This window comes from Ensifer sp. MJa1, from assembly GCF_037026475.1.
GTDB lineage: Bacteria > Pseudomonadota > Alphaproteobacteria > Rhizobiales > Rhizobiaceae > Ensifer.
The window spans coordinates 70,911-87,302 of record NZ_JAKUMO010000012.1 but is presented as its reverse complement, the minus strand read 5'-3'; the positions used below and the strand labels follow the sequence as shown (position 1 = coordinate 87,302).

Annotated in this window: 17 protein-coding genes; 10 read left to right on the top strand and 7 right to left on the bottom strand. The window is 63.4% G+C overall.

Annotation, left to right across the window (positions count from 1 at the left end; genetic code table 11):
* Nucleotides 1-10: 10 nt before the first annotated feature.
* The 4 genes from MKZ91_RS17400 (at nt 11) to MKZ91_RS17385 (ending at nt 4,433) form a co-directional block, all read left to right on the top strand.
* Nucleotides 11-838: a ferritin-like domain-containing protein gene (locus MKZ91_RS17400; protein ID WP_336172322.1), complete on the top strand. Its 828-nt coding sequence runs from the start codon at nt 11-13 to the stop codon at nt 836-838.
* Nucleotides 839-966: 128 nt separating this feature from the next.
* Complete coding sequence (locus MKZ91_RS17395; protein ID WP_336172321.1) at nt 967-2,298, top strand: M23 family metallopeptidase; 1,332 nt, start codon at nt 967-969, stop codon at nt 2,296-2,298.
* 187 nt (nt 2,299-2,485) lie between these two features.
* Entirely contained in the window at nt 2,486-4,000 is a 1,515-nt protein-coding gene (locus MKZ91_RS17390; RefSeq protein ID WP_336172320.1) for a DEAD/DEAH box helicase, read from the top strand.
* 7 nt (nt 4,001-4,007) lie between these two features.
* Nucleotides 4,008-4,433 carry an NUDIX domain-containing protein gene (locus MKZ91_RS17385; protein ID WP_336172319.1) on the top strand — a complete coding sequence of 142 codons (426 nt, stop codon included), beginning with the start codon at nt 4,008-4,010 and terminating at the stop codon, nt 4,431-4,433.
* Between the two features lie 95 nt (nt 4,434-4,528).
* On the opposite strand, the gene MKZ91_RS17380 is transcribed toward MKZ91_RS17385, so the two are convergent.
* From MKZ91_RS17380 to MKZ91_RS17350, 7 genes are all read right to left on the bottom strand, one after another.
* Nucleotides 4,529-4,846: a TfoX/Sxy family protein gene (locus tag MKZ91_RS17380; protein ID WP_336172318.1), complete on the bottom strand. Its 318-nt coding sequence runs from the start codon at nt 4,844-4,846 to the stop codon at nt 4,529-4,531.
* 3 nt (nt 4,847-4,849) lie between these two features.
* Nucleotides 4,850-6,466, bottom strand: a complete 1,617-nt coding sequence (locus MKZ91_RS17375; protein ID WP_336172317.1) for an NTP transferase domain-containing protein — start codon at nt 6,464-6,466, stop codon at nt 4,850-4,852.
* Nucleotides 6,463-7,167, bottom strand: coding sequence for an XdhC family protein (locus MKZ91_RS17370; RefSeq protein WP_336172316.1), 705 nt, complete (start codon nt 7,165-7,167; stop codon nt 6,463-6,465). The genes MKZ91_RS17375 and MKZ91_RS17370 overlap by 4 nt, the downstream gene beginning before the upstream one ends.
* Before the next feature lie 3 nt (nt 7,168-7,170).
* Nucleotides 7,171-7,503, bottom strand: a complete 333-nt coding sequence (locus MKZ91_RS17365; protein ID WP_336172315.1) for an XdhC family protein — start codon at nt 7,501-7,503, stop codon at nt 7,171-7,173.
* Between the two features lie 131 nt (nt 7,504-7,634).
* The gene (locus MKZ91_RS17360) at nt 7,635-8,894 is read right to left on the bottom strand and encodes a vWA domain-containing protein (RefSeq protein ID WP_336172314.1); all 1,260 of its coding nucleotides are present in this window, start codon (nt 8,892-8,894) and stop codon (nt 7,635-7,637) included.
* 2 nt (nt 8,895-8,896) lie between these two features.
* Entirely contained in the window at nt 8,897-9,826 is a 930-nt protein-coding gene (locus MKZ91_RS17355) for an AAA family ATPase (RefSeq protein WP_336172313.1), read from the bottom strand.
* Nucleotides 9,827-9,951: 125 nt separating this feature from the next.
* A complete protein-coding gene (locus tag MKZ91_RS17350) occupies nt 9,952-10,401 on the bottom strand; it encodes a flavin reductase family protein (protein WP_336172399.1) in 450 nt (149 codons plus the stop codon).
* 340 nt (nt 10,402-10,741) lie between these two features.
* On the opposite strand from MKZ91_RS17350, the gene MKZ91_RS17345 reads away from it, so the two are divergent.
* The 6 genes from MKZ91_RS17345 (at nt 10,742) to purB (ending at nt 16,320) form a co-directional block, all read left to right on the top strand.
* Complete coding sequence (locus MKZ91_RS17345; protein WP_336172312.1) at nt 10,742-11,824, top strand: branched-chain amino acid ABC transporter substrate-binding protein; 1,083 nt, start codon at nt 10,742-10,744, stop codon at nt 11,822-11,824.
* Nucleotides 11,821-12,825, top strand: coding sequence for a P1 family peptidase (locus MKZ91_RS17340; protein WP_336172311.1), 1,005 nt, complete (start codon nt 11,821-11,823; stop codon nt 12,823-12,825). The genes MKZ91_RS17345 and MKZ91_RS17340 overlap by 4 nt, the downstream gene beginning before the upstream one ends.
* A gap of 153 nt (nt 12,826-12,978) precedes the next feature.
* Nucleotides 12,979-13,656, top strand: a complete 678-nt coding sequence (gene rpe, locus MKZ91_RS17335; protein WP_336172310.1) for a ribulose-phosphate 3-epimerase — start codon at nt 12,979-12,981, stop codon at nt 13,654-13,656.
* Nucleotides 13,656-14,399 carry a DUF2259 domain-containing protein gene (locus tag MKZ91_RS17330; RefSeq protein ID WP_442892307.1) on the top strand — a complete coding sequence of 248 codons (744 nt, stop codon included), beginning with the start codon at nt 13,656-13,658 and terminating at the stop codon, nt 14,397-14,399. Before rpe ends, MKZ91_RS17330 begins: the two co-directional genes overlap by 1 nt.
* Nucleotides 14,396-14,956, top strand: coding sequence for a hypothetical protein (locus tag MKZ91_RS17325; RefSeq protein ID WP_336172309.1), 561 nt, complete (start codon nt 14,396-14,398; stop codon nt 14,954-14,956). Before MKZ91_RS17330 ends, MKZ91_RS17325 begins: the two co-directional genes overlap by 4 nt.
* A gap of 62 nt (nt 14,957-15,018) precedes the next feature.
* On the top strand, nt 15,019-16,320 hold the full coding sequence (purB, locus tag MKZ91_RS17320; protein ID WP_336172308.1) for an adenylosuccinate lyase: 1,302 nt from the start codon (nt 15,019-15,021) through the stop codon (nt 16,318-16,320).
* Nucleotides 16,321-16,392 lie beyond the last annotated feature (72 nt).

Genomic DNA, 16,392 nt, shown 5'->3' with positions numbered 1-16,392 from the left:
GGATGCGGCCATGACCGAACTGCCGGCTTTTCACAGCCTTCGAGGCGCTGCCGTCGAAGCGATCCTGGCCGCCGATCTTGAGGTCAAGACGGAACTGGCGCAGGAGGCCGCCAGGCGCTGGCAGTGCCGCAAGCTGTCCTTGCGCTCGCCGCTCGATCGACCGGTACCGCTGCGACCGGGCCGCCCCGACAAGCCCGAACTCATTCCGCCCACCCAGGTCAAGCGGCGGTCCCTGGTTTCCCTCAAGGGCCGCATAGCCCTGCTTCATTCGATTGCCCATATCGAACTCAATGCCGTCGATCTGGCCCTCGATATCGTCGCCCGCTTTGCGACCGAGCAGGTCCCCAACTCATTTTTCGACGGCTGGATGCGTGTCGCCTTCGAGGAAGCCAAACACTTCCGTCTGGTGCGGCAGCGGCTGAAGGACCTCGGAGCGGATTATGGCGACCTGCCGGCCCATGACGGGCTCTGGCAGGCGGCCCACGACACACGCAACGACCTGACGGCGCGGCTGGCGGTGGTGCCCCTCATCCTTGAAGCGCGCGGCCTCGATGTGACGCCGGCGCTGCAGGCGAAGATGCGCGAAACCGGCGACTTCGAAAGTGCTGCTGTGCTCGACATCATCTATGAGGACGAGAAGGGCCATGTCGCCGTCGGCGCCAAATGGTTCCGCTTCCTGTGTGCGCGCGAAAAGAAAGACCCGGCGACGACGTTCCAGGCGCTGGTGCGCAGCAATTTCCGCGGGCCGCTGAAAGCACCGTTCAACGACATCGCGCGCGCCGAGGCCGGCCTCACGCCGTCCTTCTACCGATCGATGACCGCTTCGACCAACCGTTGACGGCAAACAGCGGTGGCAGACCGTTTCCCGTCGCGCCGGCGCAATCATGATCAATGAATTGTTAACCCTAACAAAGTGTAATGACCCACAGGTGAGCGAGGCAACGCGCACTTGGCGGGAGAGAACGGGTGTCTGGACGTTCGGCAAATCGTGCTTTCGGAAAACGTAAGGAAAATCACGTTCTGATCCTGGCGAGTGGCGACAAGGTTCGTCACATGACAGTGCGGCCGTGGATGGCGGCCCTTGCCGTGTCCTTCGCCGGGGTCTGCAGCATCGGCTATCTCGCCGCCACGTCCTACTTGGTTCTTCGCGACGATCTCATTGGCGGCACGATCGCCCGCCAGGCCCGCATGCAGCACGAATACGAGGACCGAATCACCGCGCTCAGGGCCCAGGTCGATCGGGTCACCAGCCGGCAACTGCTCGACCAGCAGGTGGTCGAGGAAAAGGTCGAGAAGCTTTTGCGCCAGCAGATGGCGCTGACATCGCGCAACGGCAAGCTCGGCGCGCTGGTCGAACGGGCGGAAAGCTCCGGCTTGACGACCGAAACCAACGATACTCCGGCCGTCGAGCCCCTCGCCTATGACAAACGTGCCGATGCGAGCAGCGGGGTGAAGGCGATCGAGAAGCTGATGGGCCTGGGCAGCGCCGCAGTCGACGGTGCAGTTCGGCCAAGGGCGCTCGGTTATGCCGCTCCCAATGTGACCGAATCAACGTCCGATCGCGCCGATCGGTTGTTCTCGAAAGTCACGCTTTCGCTGAAGGACGTTGAACGCGACCAGATGGCGCGGTTGCAGCAACTGACCCAGGGCGCGTCAAAGACATCTCACGCAATTCGCGGCATCGTCGAGCATACGGGCGTGACCCTGCCCGTTGGCGATGTGGCGGAACTCGCTCCGACGGGCGCAACGTCTGCGTCTGCGGAGGGTGCAATCGGTGGTCCCTTTGTCGAGCCGGTGGTAGAAGACGATTTTGGCAGATCGCTGGCGGCGCTCGACAGCGCTCTTGTCGAACTCGAGCGGACCAGGGCGCAGGCGCGCCTGTTGCCGTTCGGCAATCCCTCTCCGGCGAGCGACATCACCAGCGACTTCGGCAACCGCCTCGATCCGTTTCTCGGCCGCCTCGCGCTTCACGCCGGCATCGACTTTCGCGCAACCACAGGCACTCGCATTCGCTCGACCGCGCCTGGCACCGTCACCAATGCCGGGTTGACCGGCGGCTATGGCAACATGGTCGAGATCGACCACGGCAACGGCGTTTCGACCCGCTACGCCCACCTCTCCGCAGTGCTCGTCCGGGTTGGCGATCAGGTGAAGGCCGGCGAGGTCATTGCCAAGTCCGGCAACACCGGGCGATCGACTGGACCGCACCTGCACTATGAAATTCGCCTGAACGGTGCTGCGGTGGATCCGATGCGGTTTCTGGACGCCAGCAGCAAGCTCGCAAGCTACATGAACTGAGCGTTAGGCGCCCGTCGCGCCTTGACAAGAAATGCGACAGATTCGCCGCTGTTTACCTTTTGCCGCTTCAACGTGCTGGATTTCTTGACTTTCGGCGTCGTTCGGCTTAAGAGCGCCGCCACGTGCTCGTGCGTTTTCCATCGATCGATCAGTGTTCTATTGAACCGGAACGGAAACAGATTTCCCTTTGACCAATTTTGCTGACCTTGGCCTGAGCCAAAAAGTTCTCTCCGCTGTTACCGATGCGGGCTACACAACCCCGACCCCAATCCAGGCTGGCGCCATTCCGCCGGCCCTGCAGCGACGTGACATTCTGGGCATCGCGCAGACGGGTACGGGCAAGACGGCCTCTTTCGTGCTGCCGATGCTGACCTTGCTCGAAAAGGGTCGCGCCCGCGCTCGCATGCCGCGCACGCTGATCCTCGAGCCGACGCGCGAACTCGCCGCTCAGGTTGCAGAGAACTTCGACAAGTACGGCAAGAACCACAAGCTCAACATTGCGCTTCTGATCGGTGGCGTTTCCTTCGATGAGCAGGACCGCAAGCTCGAGCGCGGCGCCGACGTGCTGATCTGCACGCCCGGCCGCCTGCTTGACCACTTCGAGCGCGGCAAGCTCCTGATGACCGGCGTTGAAATCCTCGTCATCGACGAAGCCGACCGTATGCTCGACATGGGCTTCATTCCCGATATCGAGCGCATCGCCAAGCTGATCCCGTTCACCCGCCAGACGCTGTTCTTCTCGGCAACCATGCCGCCGGAAATCCAGAAGCTCGCCGACCGCTTCCTGCAGAACCCGGAGCGTGTCGAAGTCGCCCGCCCGGCCTCGACGGCGCAGACCGTGACGCAGCGCTTTGTCGCCGCACACGCCAAGGACTACGAGAAGCGCGCGGTGCTGCGCGATCTGATTCGCGCCCAGGACGAACTGAAGAACGCGATCATCTTCTGCAACCGCAAGAAGGACGTCGCCGACCTGTTCCGTTCGCTCGATCGCCACGGCTTCTCCGTCGGCGCGTTGCATGGCGATATGGACCAGCGCTCGCGCATGACCATGCTTGCGAACTTCAAGGACGGCAACATCAAGCTGCTCGTCGCTTCCGATGTTGCCGCGCGTGGTCTCGATATCCCTGACGTCAGCCACGTCTTCAATTTCGACGTTCCGATCCATGCGGAAGACTACGTTCACCGCATTGGCCGTACCGGTCGTGCCGGCCGTTCCGGTGCTTCCTTCACGCTGGTGACGAAGCGCGACACCAAGTTCTCCGATGCGATCGAAAAGCTGATCGGCCAGAAGGTCGAATGGCTGAACGGCGACCTCAACAATCTGCCCGAACCGATGGAAAGCCACGACAGCGGTCGCCGCGATCGTGGTCGTGACCGCGACGGTCGCAAGGACCGGAAAAAAGATGGGGATCGCGGCTCGAGGGGCCGTTCCGATCATAAATCCGATACCGTCCGTGTTGATAGTGAGGCGGAAGTTGAAACAGTCGCGGAAAGGGCGGAATCGGTGAAACCGGCGCGCAACGCAGAAAACAAGCAGGGACACAACAACCGTGCCGATCGTCCGGTGCGCGCATCGAACCCGGCAAACGACGACAATCGCGACCGCCGCAACCGCCACCGTCGTGACTATGACGACGGCCCGACCCCGGTCGGCTTCGGTGACGAAATCCCTGCCTTCATGCTGATCGTCGGCAAGGCCTGATCAGACCATGGGTCTGCCGGGCGTCGACTTTCCGGGCTTCGGCTGCGGGCTTGCGATCGTGCGCGATGGCAAGCTCCTGCTCTACAAGCGCGTGAACGCACCCGAGGCCGGGCACTGGAACATTGTCGGCGGCAAGGTCGACCATATGGAACGCTCTGAAGCGGCGGCTCGGCGTGAGGCCGAGGAAGAGAGCGGCCTGGTCGTGCATGCGACCGACTTTCTCTGCCTGAGCGAGCAGGTGATTGAAGCCGATCGGCAACATTGGATCTCGATGATCTATGTCAGCCGGAGTTTTTCCGGCGAGCCGCAACTGACAGAGCCGGACAAGTTCTCCGAGTTTGGCTGGTTCGACCTCGATGCCCTGCCCCAACCGCTATCGCGTTTTGCGGCGGACACCGCCGTGGCGCTGTGCAAGGCAGAACAGCGCGCGTAATCGCCGCACCGACGGCCGCACGAGGCGGCTCTTCCATTACTTTCTGAGATTGAGAATTGCGCGGCAGCAGCGTCGCGCGGATAACGCTGGTCGCTCTATTTCCTGGAGCGCAAGGCTGCGTCAAAGGCAAGGCGTACCCAACGCGCCATTTCGTCCGGGTCGTCAAACGCGTCGTCCGGAATGCTCCAATAGGGCATCTTCACCGGCTTGCCCTTGCCGTCATAGGCCCATTGCCGGGAGCCTGCCCCTTCGAAGGCCGGCGCGGTGTGGTCGTCGCCCTTGAGCAGGATTTCACCGTCCACTTCCAGTGCGAAGATCACGCCCTCGAAATAGATGCCCTTGCCGCCAAACATCCGCTTGATGGTGACCGGGCCGAGCGTTTCGAACATGTCCTCGATCGCTGCATTGTCCACGCTTCATCCCTCCAACAAGCCGCCGGCCGCCACAATCTGGTCCGGTGTGTCGAGATCCAGGCGCGCGGCAGTGCCCAGTTCGACGTCGATGACCGGAAGCCCGCATTTCGAGATGATGTGCCTTGCGCCAACGTCCCCAACCAGGTGCATGATCGCCGAAAACGTCGGCCGTGGCAGAATGACCGGATTGCCGCGCTGCCCGTCCGCTGTCGCTCGGACGATGACACCGCCACCTTCATCGGCAAAGCGTTCGACCATCTTGCGCAAATCGCCGCCGGTCACCCCGGGCATATCGGCCAGCATGACCAGCATGCCGCCGGCGCGACTGCCGATCGCGGACAGGCCGGTGATGAGCGACGAGGCCATGCCGCTCATATAGGCCGGATTGGACACGAAGTTGACCGGCAAGCCCTGAAGTGCTGAACGAATATCACCCTCGCGGTGACCGGTAACGACCGTAACCTTTCCGTATCCCGATGCGATTGCGGCTTCGACGCTGCGGCGCACCAGTGGCACTCCGTCGAAGGTCGCCAGCAGCTTATGCCCGCCATCCGGCCCCATGCGACTGGCGCGCCCGGCCGCAAGCACCACGATCTCGACTGTACCAGATGGAGGCGTCGTTGCGAGTTCGCGCGGCTGCGGGCGCGTCGGGATCTCCGTCAGCAATCCGCCGACCCCAAGCCCGGTGATATCGTCGAAACTTGGCCACTCACCCGCAAGGATCCGGTCGAGGATCCAGTCAAAGCCGTTTTCCCGCGGACTGCGGGCGCAGCCGGGCGCCCCGATGACCGGCACGTCCCCGATGCGGCCAACGACAATGAGATTGCCCGGGTCGACAGGCATGCCCACATGGTCGACGCTGCCGCCGGCACGCCGGATTGCAGCCGGGATGACGTCGTGCGGATCGGCAACAGCCGATGCGCCGAAGACGACCAGGAGATCGTGGCTCGCGCGCAATTCCTCAATGGCAGCCACAACCGCGTCCTCTGCATGCGCGACGCGCCGCTCGGTTAGAAGCTCGCTCCCAGACTGCCGCAGACGCGCCGCCAGAATGGCGTGGGTCTTGTCCATGACCTGGGTTTTCAACGACGGCAACTGCGTTGCTATCAGCGCGACTCGGCGCGGTGCGAAGGGTTTGACCTCGAAGGCCGGGTGGTTCTGCAGAAGCTGTTGCGCCTGCTCGACCAGGTGTCCGGCTACCGCAAGCGGGATGATCTTGATCGTCGCCACCATGTCGCCGGGCTGGACCGGAACATGGTCGTCGAGACAGGCAAGCGTGATTGCCGGATCTATCCGGTTCAGCCGGTCGACGGTTGCGCGTGTTGCGACGAACAGGCCGGAAACCCGCGAATAAATGTTGACCCGGCCGGTGGCGGCACGCGAAAAACGCAGATGATCAGGGGCGATCGCCTCGGCTATACGCGCTGCTGCGTCGTCCTCCAGCAAGTCGCCGGGGTCGAGGCGCGCAGCGATGATCTCCTCGATGCCCGCATCTTTCAGCGCGGCGACATCTGCGGCCAGAAGCCGGTGGCCCTTGGCCAGGCGGAGGTCGCCAGATCTTTGCGCATGCGCGAGGACCGCGCCTTCCGCCTCAGCGGTGCTGATGGGCCCGAACTTCATGGCGCGCCTCCAGCGGCCACGCCGACATCGCGCCGCCTGAGCGCCTCGATGATGTCTGCAAGGATCGCGACGGCAATCTCCGCCGGATTGGCGGCACCGATGTCAAGGCCGATCGGTGCGCTGATCCGATTGATCTCGGTGTCGGAGACACCCGCACGCCTGAGGCGTTCAACACGCGACGCATGGGTTTTGCGGCTGCCGAGCGCACCGACATAGAAGCAACGCGCTGCCAGTGCCGCGCGCAACGGTTCGTCATCGATCTTCGGATCGTGCGTGACGGCAACGAGCGCGGTAAAGCGGTCGAGCGGCCTCGATTTCAATGCCTCCTCCGGCCAATCGGCGATCAATTCGACGCCGGCAAAGCGTTCGGGCGTGGCAAAGGCGGTGCGTGGGTCTACGACCGTCATGTCGAAGCCGGCGACCGGCGCCATATGCGCCAGCGCCTGCGAGATGTGTACCGCGCCAATGACGAGGATCCTCGGCGGCGGCAGATAGACGTTGAGGAAGAAGGAGCGTCCATCGGCTTCCACGATGCCCGGCCGCCCGGAGCGCAGCGCGGCGACGATTGCCGGAGACCACGCCTCGGGAAAGCTTTCGCCTTCGAGGAAGACGCGGCTTCCGCCCGAAAGGTCGCCGATCACGACGGTGGCCCGACGTGCCGCGCGCCACAGATTGAGTTTCTGAAGAACTGCCAGTTCCATCGTTCAGCCGTCAATCCGCTCGACAAACACCCGGATCCTGCCGCCGCAGGAAAGTCCGACACGCCAGGCCGTTTCGTCAGCCACGCCGAACTCGAGCACCTTGGCGGTACCGGTGGCGATGACCTCAGCCGCCTCGACGATGACGGCCCCCTCGACGCAGCCGCCGGAGACGGAGCCCTGAAAGTTGCCGCTGCCATCGATTACCAGGTGGCTGCCTGCCGGACGCGGCGCCGATCCCCAGGTCTCGATAACCGTTGCGAGCGCCACCTGCCGGCCCTCCTTCATCCACGCTTCGGCAATGTCGAGTGGTTCGAGAACATTGGCCGCCTCTTGCATTCCACCATCCTCCAGTCGTCAGCGGCGCGCGCTCTTTTCACGATCAGCGGGCTTTACAGTCCACTCTGAACAAAGAAATATAACGCATTGGAATATATCATATTTGCGATCCGCAATCGAACCCATCCTTCTCATGGCCGCGATCCAAGGAAACGTCTTGGATCGGCTTGTCGGGATCCCTGCCCGGACAGCGATCGTACCAAGTCTGCCACCGACTCAAGATTGTGCACCGAGCGGAATTCGTCAACATGCGGCAGCATTGCCTTTACGCCGCGGGCACGAGCCTCGAAGCCATCAAACCGCAACAGCGGGTTTAGCCAGATCAGGCGTCGGCAGGAGCGGTGGAGGCGGTCGATCTCCAGTTCGAGTTCGCTTGTGTCGTCGCGCTCCAGGCCATCGGTGATCATCAGCACGATGGCGCCCTGCCCGAGCACGCGCCGTGACCAGCGCCGGTTGAAGTCATGCAGCGTCTCGCCGATGCGCGTGCCACCGGACCAGTCCCTGACGGCGGCCACGCAATCATCGAGCGCCTTGTCCGGATCGCGGTTTTTCAGCTGTCGCGAGACATTCGTTAGCCGGGTGCCGAACAGGAAGGTGTGTACGCGCTGACGCTGTTCGGTGAGTGCGTGCAAGAAGTGCAGAAAGATCCGGGTGTACTGGCTCATCGAGCCGGATATGTCGGCAAGCACGACAAGCGGCGGGTGCACGAAGCGGCGCTCGCGGAACCGCGGCAGGATCAGTTCGCCACCGAAGCGCATGGCATCGCGCATGGTGGCGCGCGGATCGATGCGGACCTGCTTGTGGGACGGCCGGAAGCGGCGCGTCGCTACGCGATCGAGCGGCAGCGTCAGCGCCGCAAGGGCGCGCTTGGCCTCGGCAAGTTCGACCGTGCTCATCTGGGCAAAATCGGCCCTTCTCAGCAGTTCTCGCCCCGAGACAGTAAAGCGCGCGTCGACCTCGATTTCGGGCTCGTCGCGTGCTGGTCGATCCGCTTCGTGTCCAGACAGCAATGCATCGCTGACGCGTGTCTCGCCGGCTCGCCGCTGTTGGCGTTCGCTTTCGCGCTCGGGCGCCAGCGGCGACATCATCGCAATCATCTTTTCGACGAGGCCGCGCGAGCGCCAGAACAGCCGGAAGGCTTCGTCGAACACCGGCTGGTCTTCGTGGCGCTTGACGAAGATGCATTGCAGGGCGGCATAGAACTGGTCCCGGCCGCCAATGCCAATCAGTGATACGGCGTCGATCGCGTCGGCGACCGCGCCGGGGCCGATCTTGATACCGGCGCGCCGTAGAGCCCGCGCAAAAAACACGATGTTGTCGGCAAGTCGCCCTTCGCCGGTTGCAAGCGGCGGGAAACTGACACCATCGGGGTGCTGCTCTGTCGATACCATTCTCAACCCGCAGCCAGAAGCTCGGCCTTGACCTCCGCGAGCAGTTTTCGCCCTTCTGCCCCATCGATCCTGGCAATATCGTCCTGGTATTTAAGCAGCGTTCCGAGCGTATCGGCGATCGTCTCCGGGTCGAGCGCCAGCCGGTCGAGCTCGGTCAGTGCCGTCGCCCAGTCGATGGTTTCGGCAACTCCCGGGTTCTTGAACAGGTCGATCGTCCGCAGCCGCTGCACATAGGCAATGACTTCGCGCGACAAAATCGCGTTGCAACCGGGAACCTTGCGGCGGATGATTTCCAGCTCCTGCGCTGCCTTGGGGTAATCGACCCAATGATAAAGGCAGCGCCGCTTGAGGGCGTCATGGATTTCGCGCGTACGGTTTGTGGTGATGATGACGATCGGCGGTTCGTCCGCCCGTATCGTCCCAAGTTCCGGAATTGTGACCTGGAAATCGGACAATACTTCCAGCAGGAAGGCCTCAAACGCCTCATCTGTCCGGTCGAGCTCGTCGATGAGGAAGACGGGTGCGCGACCCGCGTTGGAAGAAATCGCCTGCAGAACCGGGCGGCGGATCAGAAAGCGTTCGGAAAAAATGTCGCTTTCGATCCGCTTTCGATCGGCTTTTCCTGTAGCTTCCGACAGGCGGATCTCCAGCATCTGCGCCGGATAGTTCCATTCGTAGACGGCCGAGGCGACATCGAGGCCCTCGTAGCACTGCAGCCGGATCAGCGGCCGATCAAGCGCACGCGCCAGTACTTTGGCAATCTCGGTCTTGCCGACGCCGGCTTCGCCCTCGAGAAACAGCGGCCGCTTCATCCTCAATGCGAGAAACAGCACCGTTGCGAGCGCCGTGCCCGCCAGATAGTCATGCGCCTCCAGCAGCGCCATCGTTTCGTCGATGGACTGCGGCAGGCCGTCGGTTGCCGGTGTTGCCATGTCTCCTCCGCCACGGCCAGATTCGCCCTGTCTGAGTGCTGGCACATCGTCAGATCCGCCGGCTTGCTCAATATGTTACGGCAATGTTCTTGGGTCGCTAAAGGACCTTGCTCGCAACAAAAAACTTATAGCGAGTGATAACCGCGGTCCAGATAAATGAGTGGCGGCCGGGCCGATCCGATCGCCACGTCGACCACCTCGCCGAACAGCACCAGATGCGTTGCAATCGTCTTAACCTCGATCAACCTGCAATCGAACGACGCAACGGCGCCAACGAGAATGGGTGCGCCGGTCGTCAGTTGCGTCCACTGGCCGAGCGAGAAGCGACTGTTCATGTCGAGCTGGTCGCGACCGGAAAACGCGTGCGCAAGTGCGCGCTGATCGTCGCCAAGCAGGTTCAGCGCAAAGCTGTCGCTGCGGGCAAAGATATCGTTGCGCGGATTGGCGCCGTTGAGGCAGGCAAGGATCGTCGGTGGATTGTCTGACACGGAGCATGTGGCCGTCACCGTGACCCCACGCCGTTCGCTGCCATCCGCAACTGTGATGAGTTGCACGTGAGCGGCCATACGGCTCATCGCGTCGCGATAACTAATGGGGTCCAGTCGGGTCTTCTCCAACACATCTTTCTCCAGGCGATGTCAGGCACATACATAGACGCTGCCGGAAAATATGAAACCCGCCGCCAAGAGAATCTTGCGGATCTGCGACATGGCAGCGACGCGGATCGAACTGCGACCGCCAATGCCTCATCTTTTCCTTTGACGCCGGAAGGCACTTCCTTAAAACATGCGGCCACTACCGCTGCGCGCCCCAAGCTTTAGACGAAGGGTGCGGCAGCATTTGTCGGACACGCTGCATAACGTTCTCCTGAAATCGATGGCGATTGCGGGAATGGTGCGGCGGCGGGGAATTTGCATGCTTCGATCGATCGTCACGAGTCTCATTGTTGCCAGCCTGGCCCAGGCGGCACCCGCAGTCGCCGCCGGCCTCAAGGTCGCCGTCGTCGCTCCCACCGAGGGAGCGTTTTCCCTGCTCGGCAAGCAGATCATCGATGGTGCGACATTCCAGGCCGGTGACCGAGGCAGCGAGATCGTCGTCATTCCCGAAAGCTGCGAGCCCGCGGGCGGCGAAGCACTGACGAAGGCCCTGCTTGCGGCCGGCGCCGAAGCCGCGATCGGCTTTCTCTGCACCGAGAGCCTCGACGCGGTACTGCCGGCACTCGCCGAGGCGGGTGTGCCAGCCCTCACCCTCAGCGTGCGCTCGCAAATCCTGATGGAGGACGCGCTGAAGAAGAAATGGCCGCTCTTCCGTCTTGCACCGGCCGGCAACGCCGAGGCTGCAAGCATCGTCGATGCCATCCTCCACCGCTGGAAGGACAAGCCCATCGCCCTCATCGACGATGGCACGATCCACAGCCGGGAACTTGTCGAGAGCGTGCGCACGGCCCTCGGCGAGATCGGGCTGACACCGGTCTTCACCGATACCTACCGCCCGGCGCAGGAGCAGCAGATCAGCCTGGTCCGGCGTCTCGTCAAGAGCGGCGCCACCCACGTCTTCACCGGTGGCGACCGGCAGGATACGGCGGTGATCGCACGCGATGCAGAAGCCGAAGGCGCGAGCCTCACCTTGCTCGGCGGCGACGCCTTGAATGCCGCTGACCTCACCGTACCGCTCGCGGACGGCGTGCTCGCGGTAACGCTGCCGGATGCAACTCAATCACCGGAGGGAAAACCGGTCGCGGATTCCTTGCGTGCGGCCGGCATTGAGCCCGACGGCTATGTCCTGCCCGCCTTTGCTGCCATCTCGCTGCTCGAACAGGCCAAGGATCAGGCCGAAAAGGACGACAAGCCGTTGCTGGATGCGCTTGCCAAGGGACCCTACGCCACGGTGCTCGGGCCGATCGCCTTCAATGGACAGCATGAGCGTGCCGTCAATCCCTACCGTTTGATGCAGTGGCAAGGCGATCGCTTTGTGCCGGCCGAGGGAGGCGCGCAATGATGAAGACCGGCCAACGAAACCTGATTACCGATGTTGCAGGATTGACCGTCGGCAATGTCGAGGAGCACCGGCTGAAATCCGGCGTCACGGCGATCGTCTGCGACCCGCCGGCAACGGCAGCGGTCCAGGTCCTCGGTGGCGCCCCCGGCGCCCGTGAAACAGATCTGCTCGACCCGCACAACACCGTGCAGACCGTCGACGCCCTCGTTCTTTCCGGCGGATCGGCCTTCGGGCTCGATGCTGCCTCCGGCGCACAGGCAGCGCTTCGCGAGATGGGCCGCGGTTTTGCGGTCGGACCGCACCGGGTGCCGATCGTGCCTGCTGCGATCCTGTTCGACCTGATCAATGGCGGCGACAAGGACTGGGGCCGGTACCCGCCCTATCGCGAGCTCGGCTACGAGGCCGTGCGCCGCGCCGCAGCCTCCTTTTCGACCGGCACTGCCGGCGCCGGCGCCGGGGCCTTGACCGCGACACTCAAGGGCGGCCTCGGCTCGGCATCGACCGTGCTTCCAAATGGCATCACCGTCGGCGCCCTGGTGGCCGTCAACGCACTCGGCTCGGCGACGGTGGGATCCAGCCGACATTTCTGGGCTGCGCCCCTCGAGCTCAACGGCGAGTTCGGAGCGCTCGGGCTGCCGCATCCGCTGCCCGCTGATGCCGCCGATATCCGCATCAAGTTCCGCGACCGGCAATCCGCCGCAGCCAATACGACCATCGCGGTGATCGCCACCGATGCCGTGCTGACCAAGGCCGAAGCCAAGCGCCTGGCGATCGCAGCCCATGACGGTTTTGCCCGGGCGTTGTGGCCGGCGCATACGCCGCTCGACGGTGACCTGATCTTCGCGCTGGCCACCGGGGCCAGCGGCAAGACGCCGACACTCGAGGACTTCATCGATCTTGGGGCCGTCGCCGCATCCACCATGGCGCGCGCCATCGCCCGCGGTGTTCATGATGCGACGCCCGCAGAGGGCGACCTCATGCCCTGCTGGTCCGCGCTTTAAGCGGAAGGGTTGCGGCGCGCGGAGGCGCCGGTGTTGCGGTTGAGCTCGTTGCGCGAGATTATCCCGATCGGGCTGACGGAGCTTTGATCGCTGACCGTGTTGTTTGCGCGGCCCAGCGGTGCTATTGCGCGGAAAAACAAGCCGGAGCGCGCCATGACCCATCCCATCCGCATTGCACCGTCGATCCTGGCGGCTGATTTCTCCAAGCTCGGGCAGGAAGTCCGCGACGTCGTCGATGCCGGCGCCGATTGGATCCATCTCGACGTCATGGACGGCCACTTCGTGCCGAACATCACGTTCGGGCCTGACGTAATCAAGTCATTGCGCCGCTACACCGACGCGACCTTCGATTGCCACCTGATGATTTCGCCTGCCGATCCGTTTCTCGAGGCCTTCGCCAAGGCTGGCTGCGATATCCTGACCGTGCATGCCGAGGCCGGTCCGCATCTGCACCGCTCGCTCCAGACCGTGCGGTCGCTCGGCAAGAAGGCCGGTGTGTCGCTCAACCCGGCAACGCCTGAAAGCGCGATCGAATACGTGCTCGATCAGGTCGACCTGATCCTCGTCATGACCGTCAACCCCGGTTTCGGCGGCCAGAAGTTCATCGAGGCCACGGCTGAAAAGATCCGTCGCATCAAGGCGATGATCGGCGACCGGCCGATCGAGATCGAAGTCGACGGCGGTATTGCGCCCGACACCGCAGCCGTTGCCAGCGGCGCCGGCGCCAACGTGCTCGTTGCCGGCTCGGCGATTTTCAAAGGTGGTTCGGTCGATGCCTATCGCTCCGCTATCGAGGCGATCCGTTCGCCGGCGGAAAAGGCCTATCGCTGATGATGCGCGCGGCAATCCCCGGCGTCTTGCTGTTGTCGGCAACGGCTGCTGTCGCGCCGCCGGCAGTCGCCGGTGACTATGCCGCCTTCCAGCCGATCGGCTTTTCGGCCGACGGCAATGTCTTCGCCTTCGAGGAATACGGCGTCCAGGACGGCTCCGGATTTCCCTATTCGACCATTTACGTGATCGACACGCGCAACGACAGCTTTCTGCCGGGCGCGCCGGTCCGGGCGGTCGCGCGCGAGGACGGCAGCCCGCTTTCCAAGGCAAGGCATGAGGCCCGCCGCCGCGCAGCGCCTCTGATCGACGCCTATCGGCTTGCCGATGCGCCGGGGCTGCTTGCCGCCTACAATCCGATCACGGAGGCCAATGGCAAGCCGCTCACGCTGACCTATGATGCGTTTGCGGCCGACGAGGCCTTCCGCAAGACCTATTCGGTTGCTCTCGAGGAGAAGACTTTCGAGCCGGAAGGCATCTGCAAGGACTTCCTGAAGGAGGTAAAGGGCTTTCGCCTGTCGATGACGATGAAGGCCGGCAAGGCCTCCAGCGACGTCCTGCAGGAGGATAGTCGCATACCGGAAAGCCGCCGTTGCCCGACCGGCTATCGCGTCGGTGGCGCTGTCACCCACAGCAACGACGACGGCTCTGAAACCCATGTCATCATGGTGCTGGTGCAATCGCTTGGCTTTGAGGGCACGACCGACGGGCGCTGGATCGCGATCCCCACCCGGATCCAGCAATGAACGATGCAGCCGCCGGCGCCGACACGAGCAAAAGTCATGCGCCGGACGGCACACGGAAACAGGGCCGCCTCGCTCGGGCGATCCCGACGCCGTTGCAGATCGGGCTTGGTGCCCCTTTGTGGGGCGCGGCAATGGCGCTTTCGGCCTGGTGCGGCCTGTGGCTGCGTGAACGCGCCTTGACGTTTCATCTGTCGGAACTGCTCCTGCTCTTCGGCCTCGGCGCCCTCATCGCCTGGCCACCGTCCTTGTTCCTGGCTCGGTTTGCTGCCATCGGCCGCCGGCCGGAAACCCGTTTTGCCGCCTATCTGCTGTTCCTCTCGCTCGGCACCATTGCGACGACGGCCGCGCTCTTCGCGCTTGATTACCGCCAGTTCTACGCCCAGTGGCACGCGCCGGCCGGCAGCAGAACCTGGTTCTTCCAGTTTACGTTCACGTCGCTCATCGCGATCTTCCAGTTTCTGGTGTTGGGCATCCGTCTCTATCTGCCGCTTGGCGGGCTGGTGCTGGTTGCCGCAAGTTTGTGGCTTGCGAGCGGCCGTTCGAGCCAACGGCGTTGAGCTTCGCGGCTATCTTTGCTAGAGGCACGGCCATCCTCCACTGACGACGAAAGCTAAAGCCCATGATCCCGCGTTACTCCCGGCCGGAAATGGTGGCCATCTGGTCGCCGGAAACCAAGTTCCGCATCTGGTTCGAGATCGAGGCTCACGCCTGCGATGCGCTCGCCGAAATCGGCGTGATCCCGAAGGACGCGGCCCGGACGATCTGGGAAAAGGGTGGCGCTGCCACTTTCGACGTCGCGCGCATCGACGAAATCGAGGCCGTCACCAAGCATGACGTCATCGCCTTCCTGACGCATCTTGCCGAATTCGTCGGTCCGGACAGCCGCTTCATTCACCAGGGCATGACGTCGTCTGACGTGCTCGACACCTGCTTCAACATCCAGCTGGTACGTGCGACCGACCTTCTGCTTGCCGATCTCGACAAACTGCTCGAAGCGCTGAGGCGTCGCGCCTTCGAACACAAGGACACGGTGACGATTGGCCGCTCGCACGGCATCCATGCCGAACCGACGACCTTCGGCGTCAAGCTGGCGCTTGCCTATGCCGAATTCGACCGCTGCAAGCAGCGCCTTCTGGCCGCACGCGAGGAAGTCGCGACCTGCGCCATCTCCGGCGCCGTCGGCACCTTTGCCAACATCGATCCGCGCGTTGAAGAGCATGTCGCCAAGGCGCTCGGCCTGAAGCCGGAGCCGGTTTCGACCCAGGTCATCCCGCGTGACCGTCATGCGATGTATTTCGCCACACTGGGCGTCATCGCTTCGTCGATCGAGCGCCTGGCGACCGAAATCCGCCATCTGCAGCGCACCGAAGTGCTTGAGGCCGAAGAATACTTCTCTCCGGGCCAGAAGGGCTCGTCGGCCATGCCGCACAAGCGCAACCCGGTCCTGACCGAAAACCTGACGGGCCTTGCCCGCATGGTTCGCGCCTTTGCCGTGCCGGCCATGGAAAACGTTGCGCTCTGGCACGAGCGCGACATCTCGCACTCCTCGGTCGAGCGCATGATCGGCCCGGACGCGACGGTAACGCTCGACTTCGCGCTCGCGCGGTTGACCGGCGTCATCGACAAACTGCTCGTCTATCCCGAGAACATGACCAAGAACATGAACAAGTTCCGCGGTCTCGTTCATTCGCAGCGCGTCCTGCTCGCGCTGACGCAGGCCGGTGTTTCGCGTGAGGACGCCTATCGCCTCGTGCAGCGCAATGCCATGAAGGTCTGGGAACAGGGCAAGGACTTCCTCGAGGAACTGCTGGCCGACGCCGAAGTCCGGGCCGCGCTGTCTGAGGAAGACATCCGCGAAAAGTTCGACCTTGGCTACCACACCAAGCACGTCGACACGATCTTCAAGCGCGTCTTCGGTTGACGTAAGCGCTCGCAGCGGCGCTCACATCGCGTCGCTGGCCATCAACATCTGGCGGTCATGCCCGCATTTGGC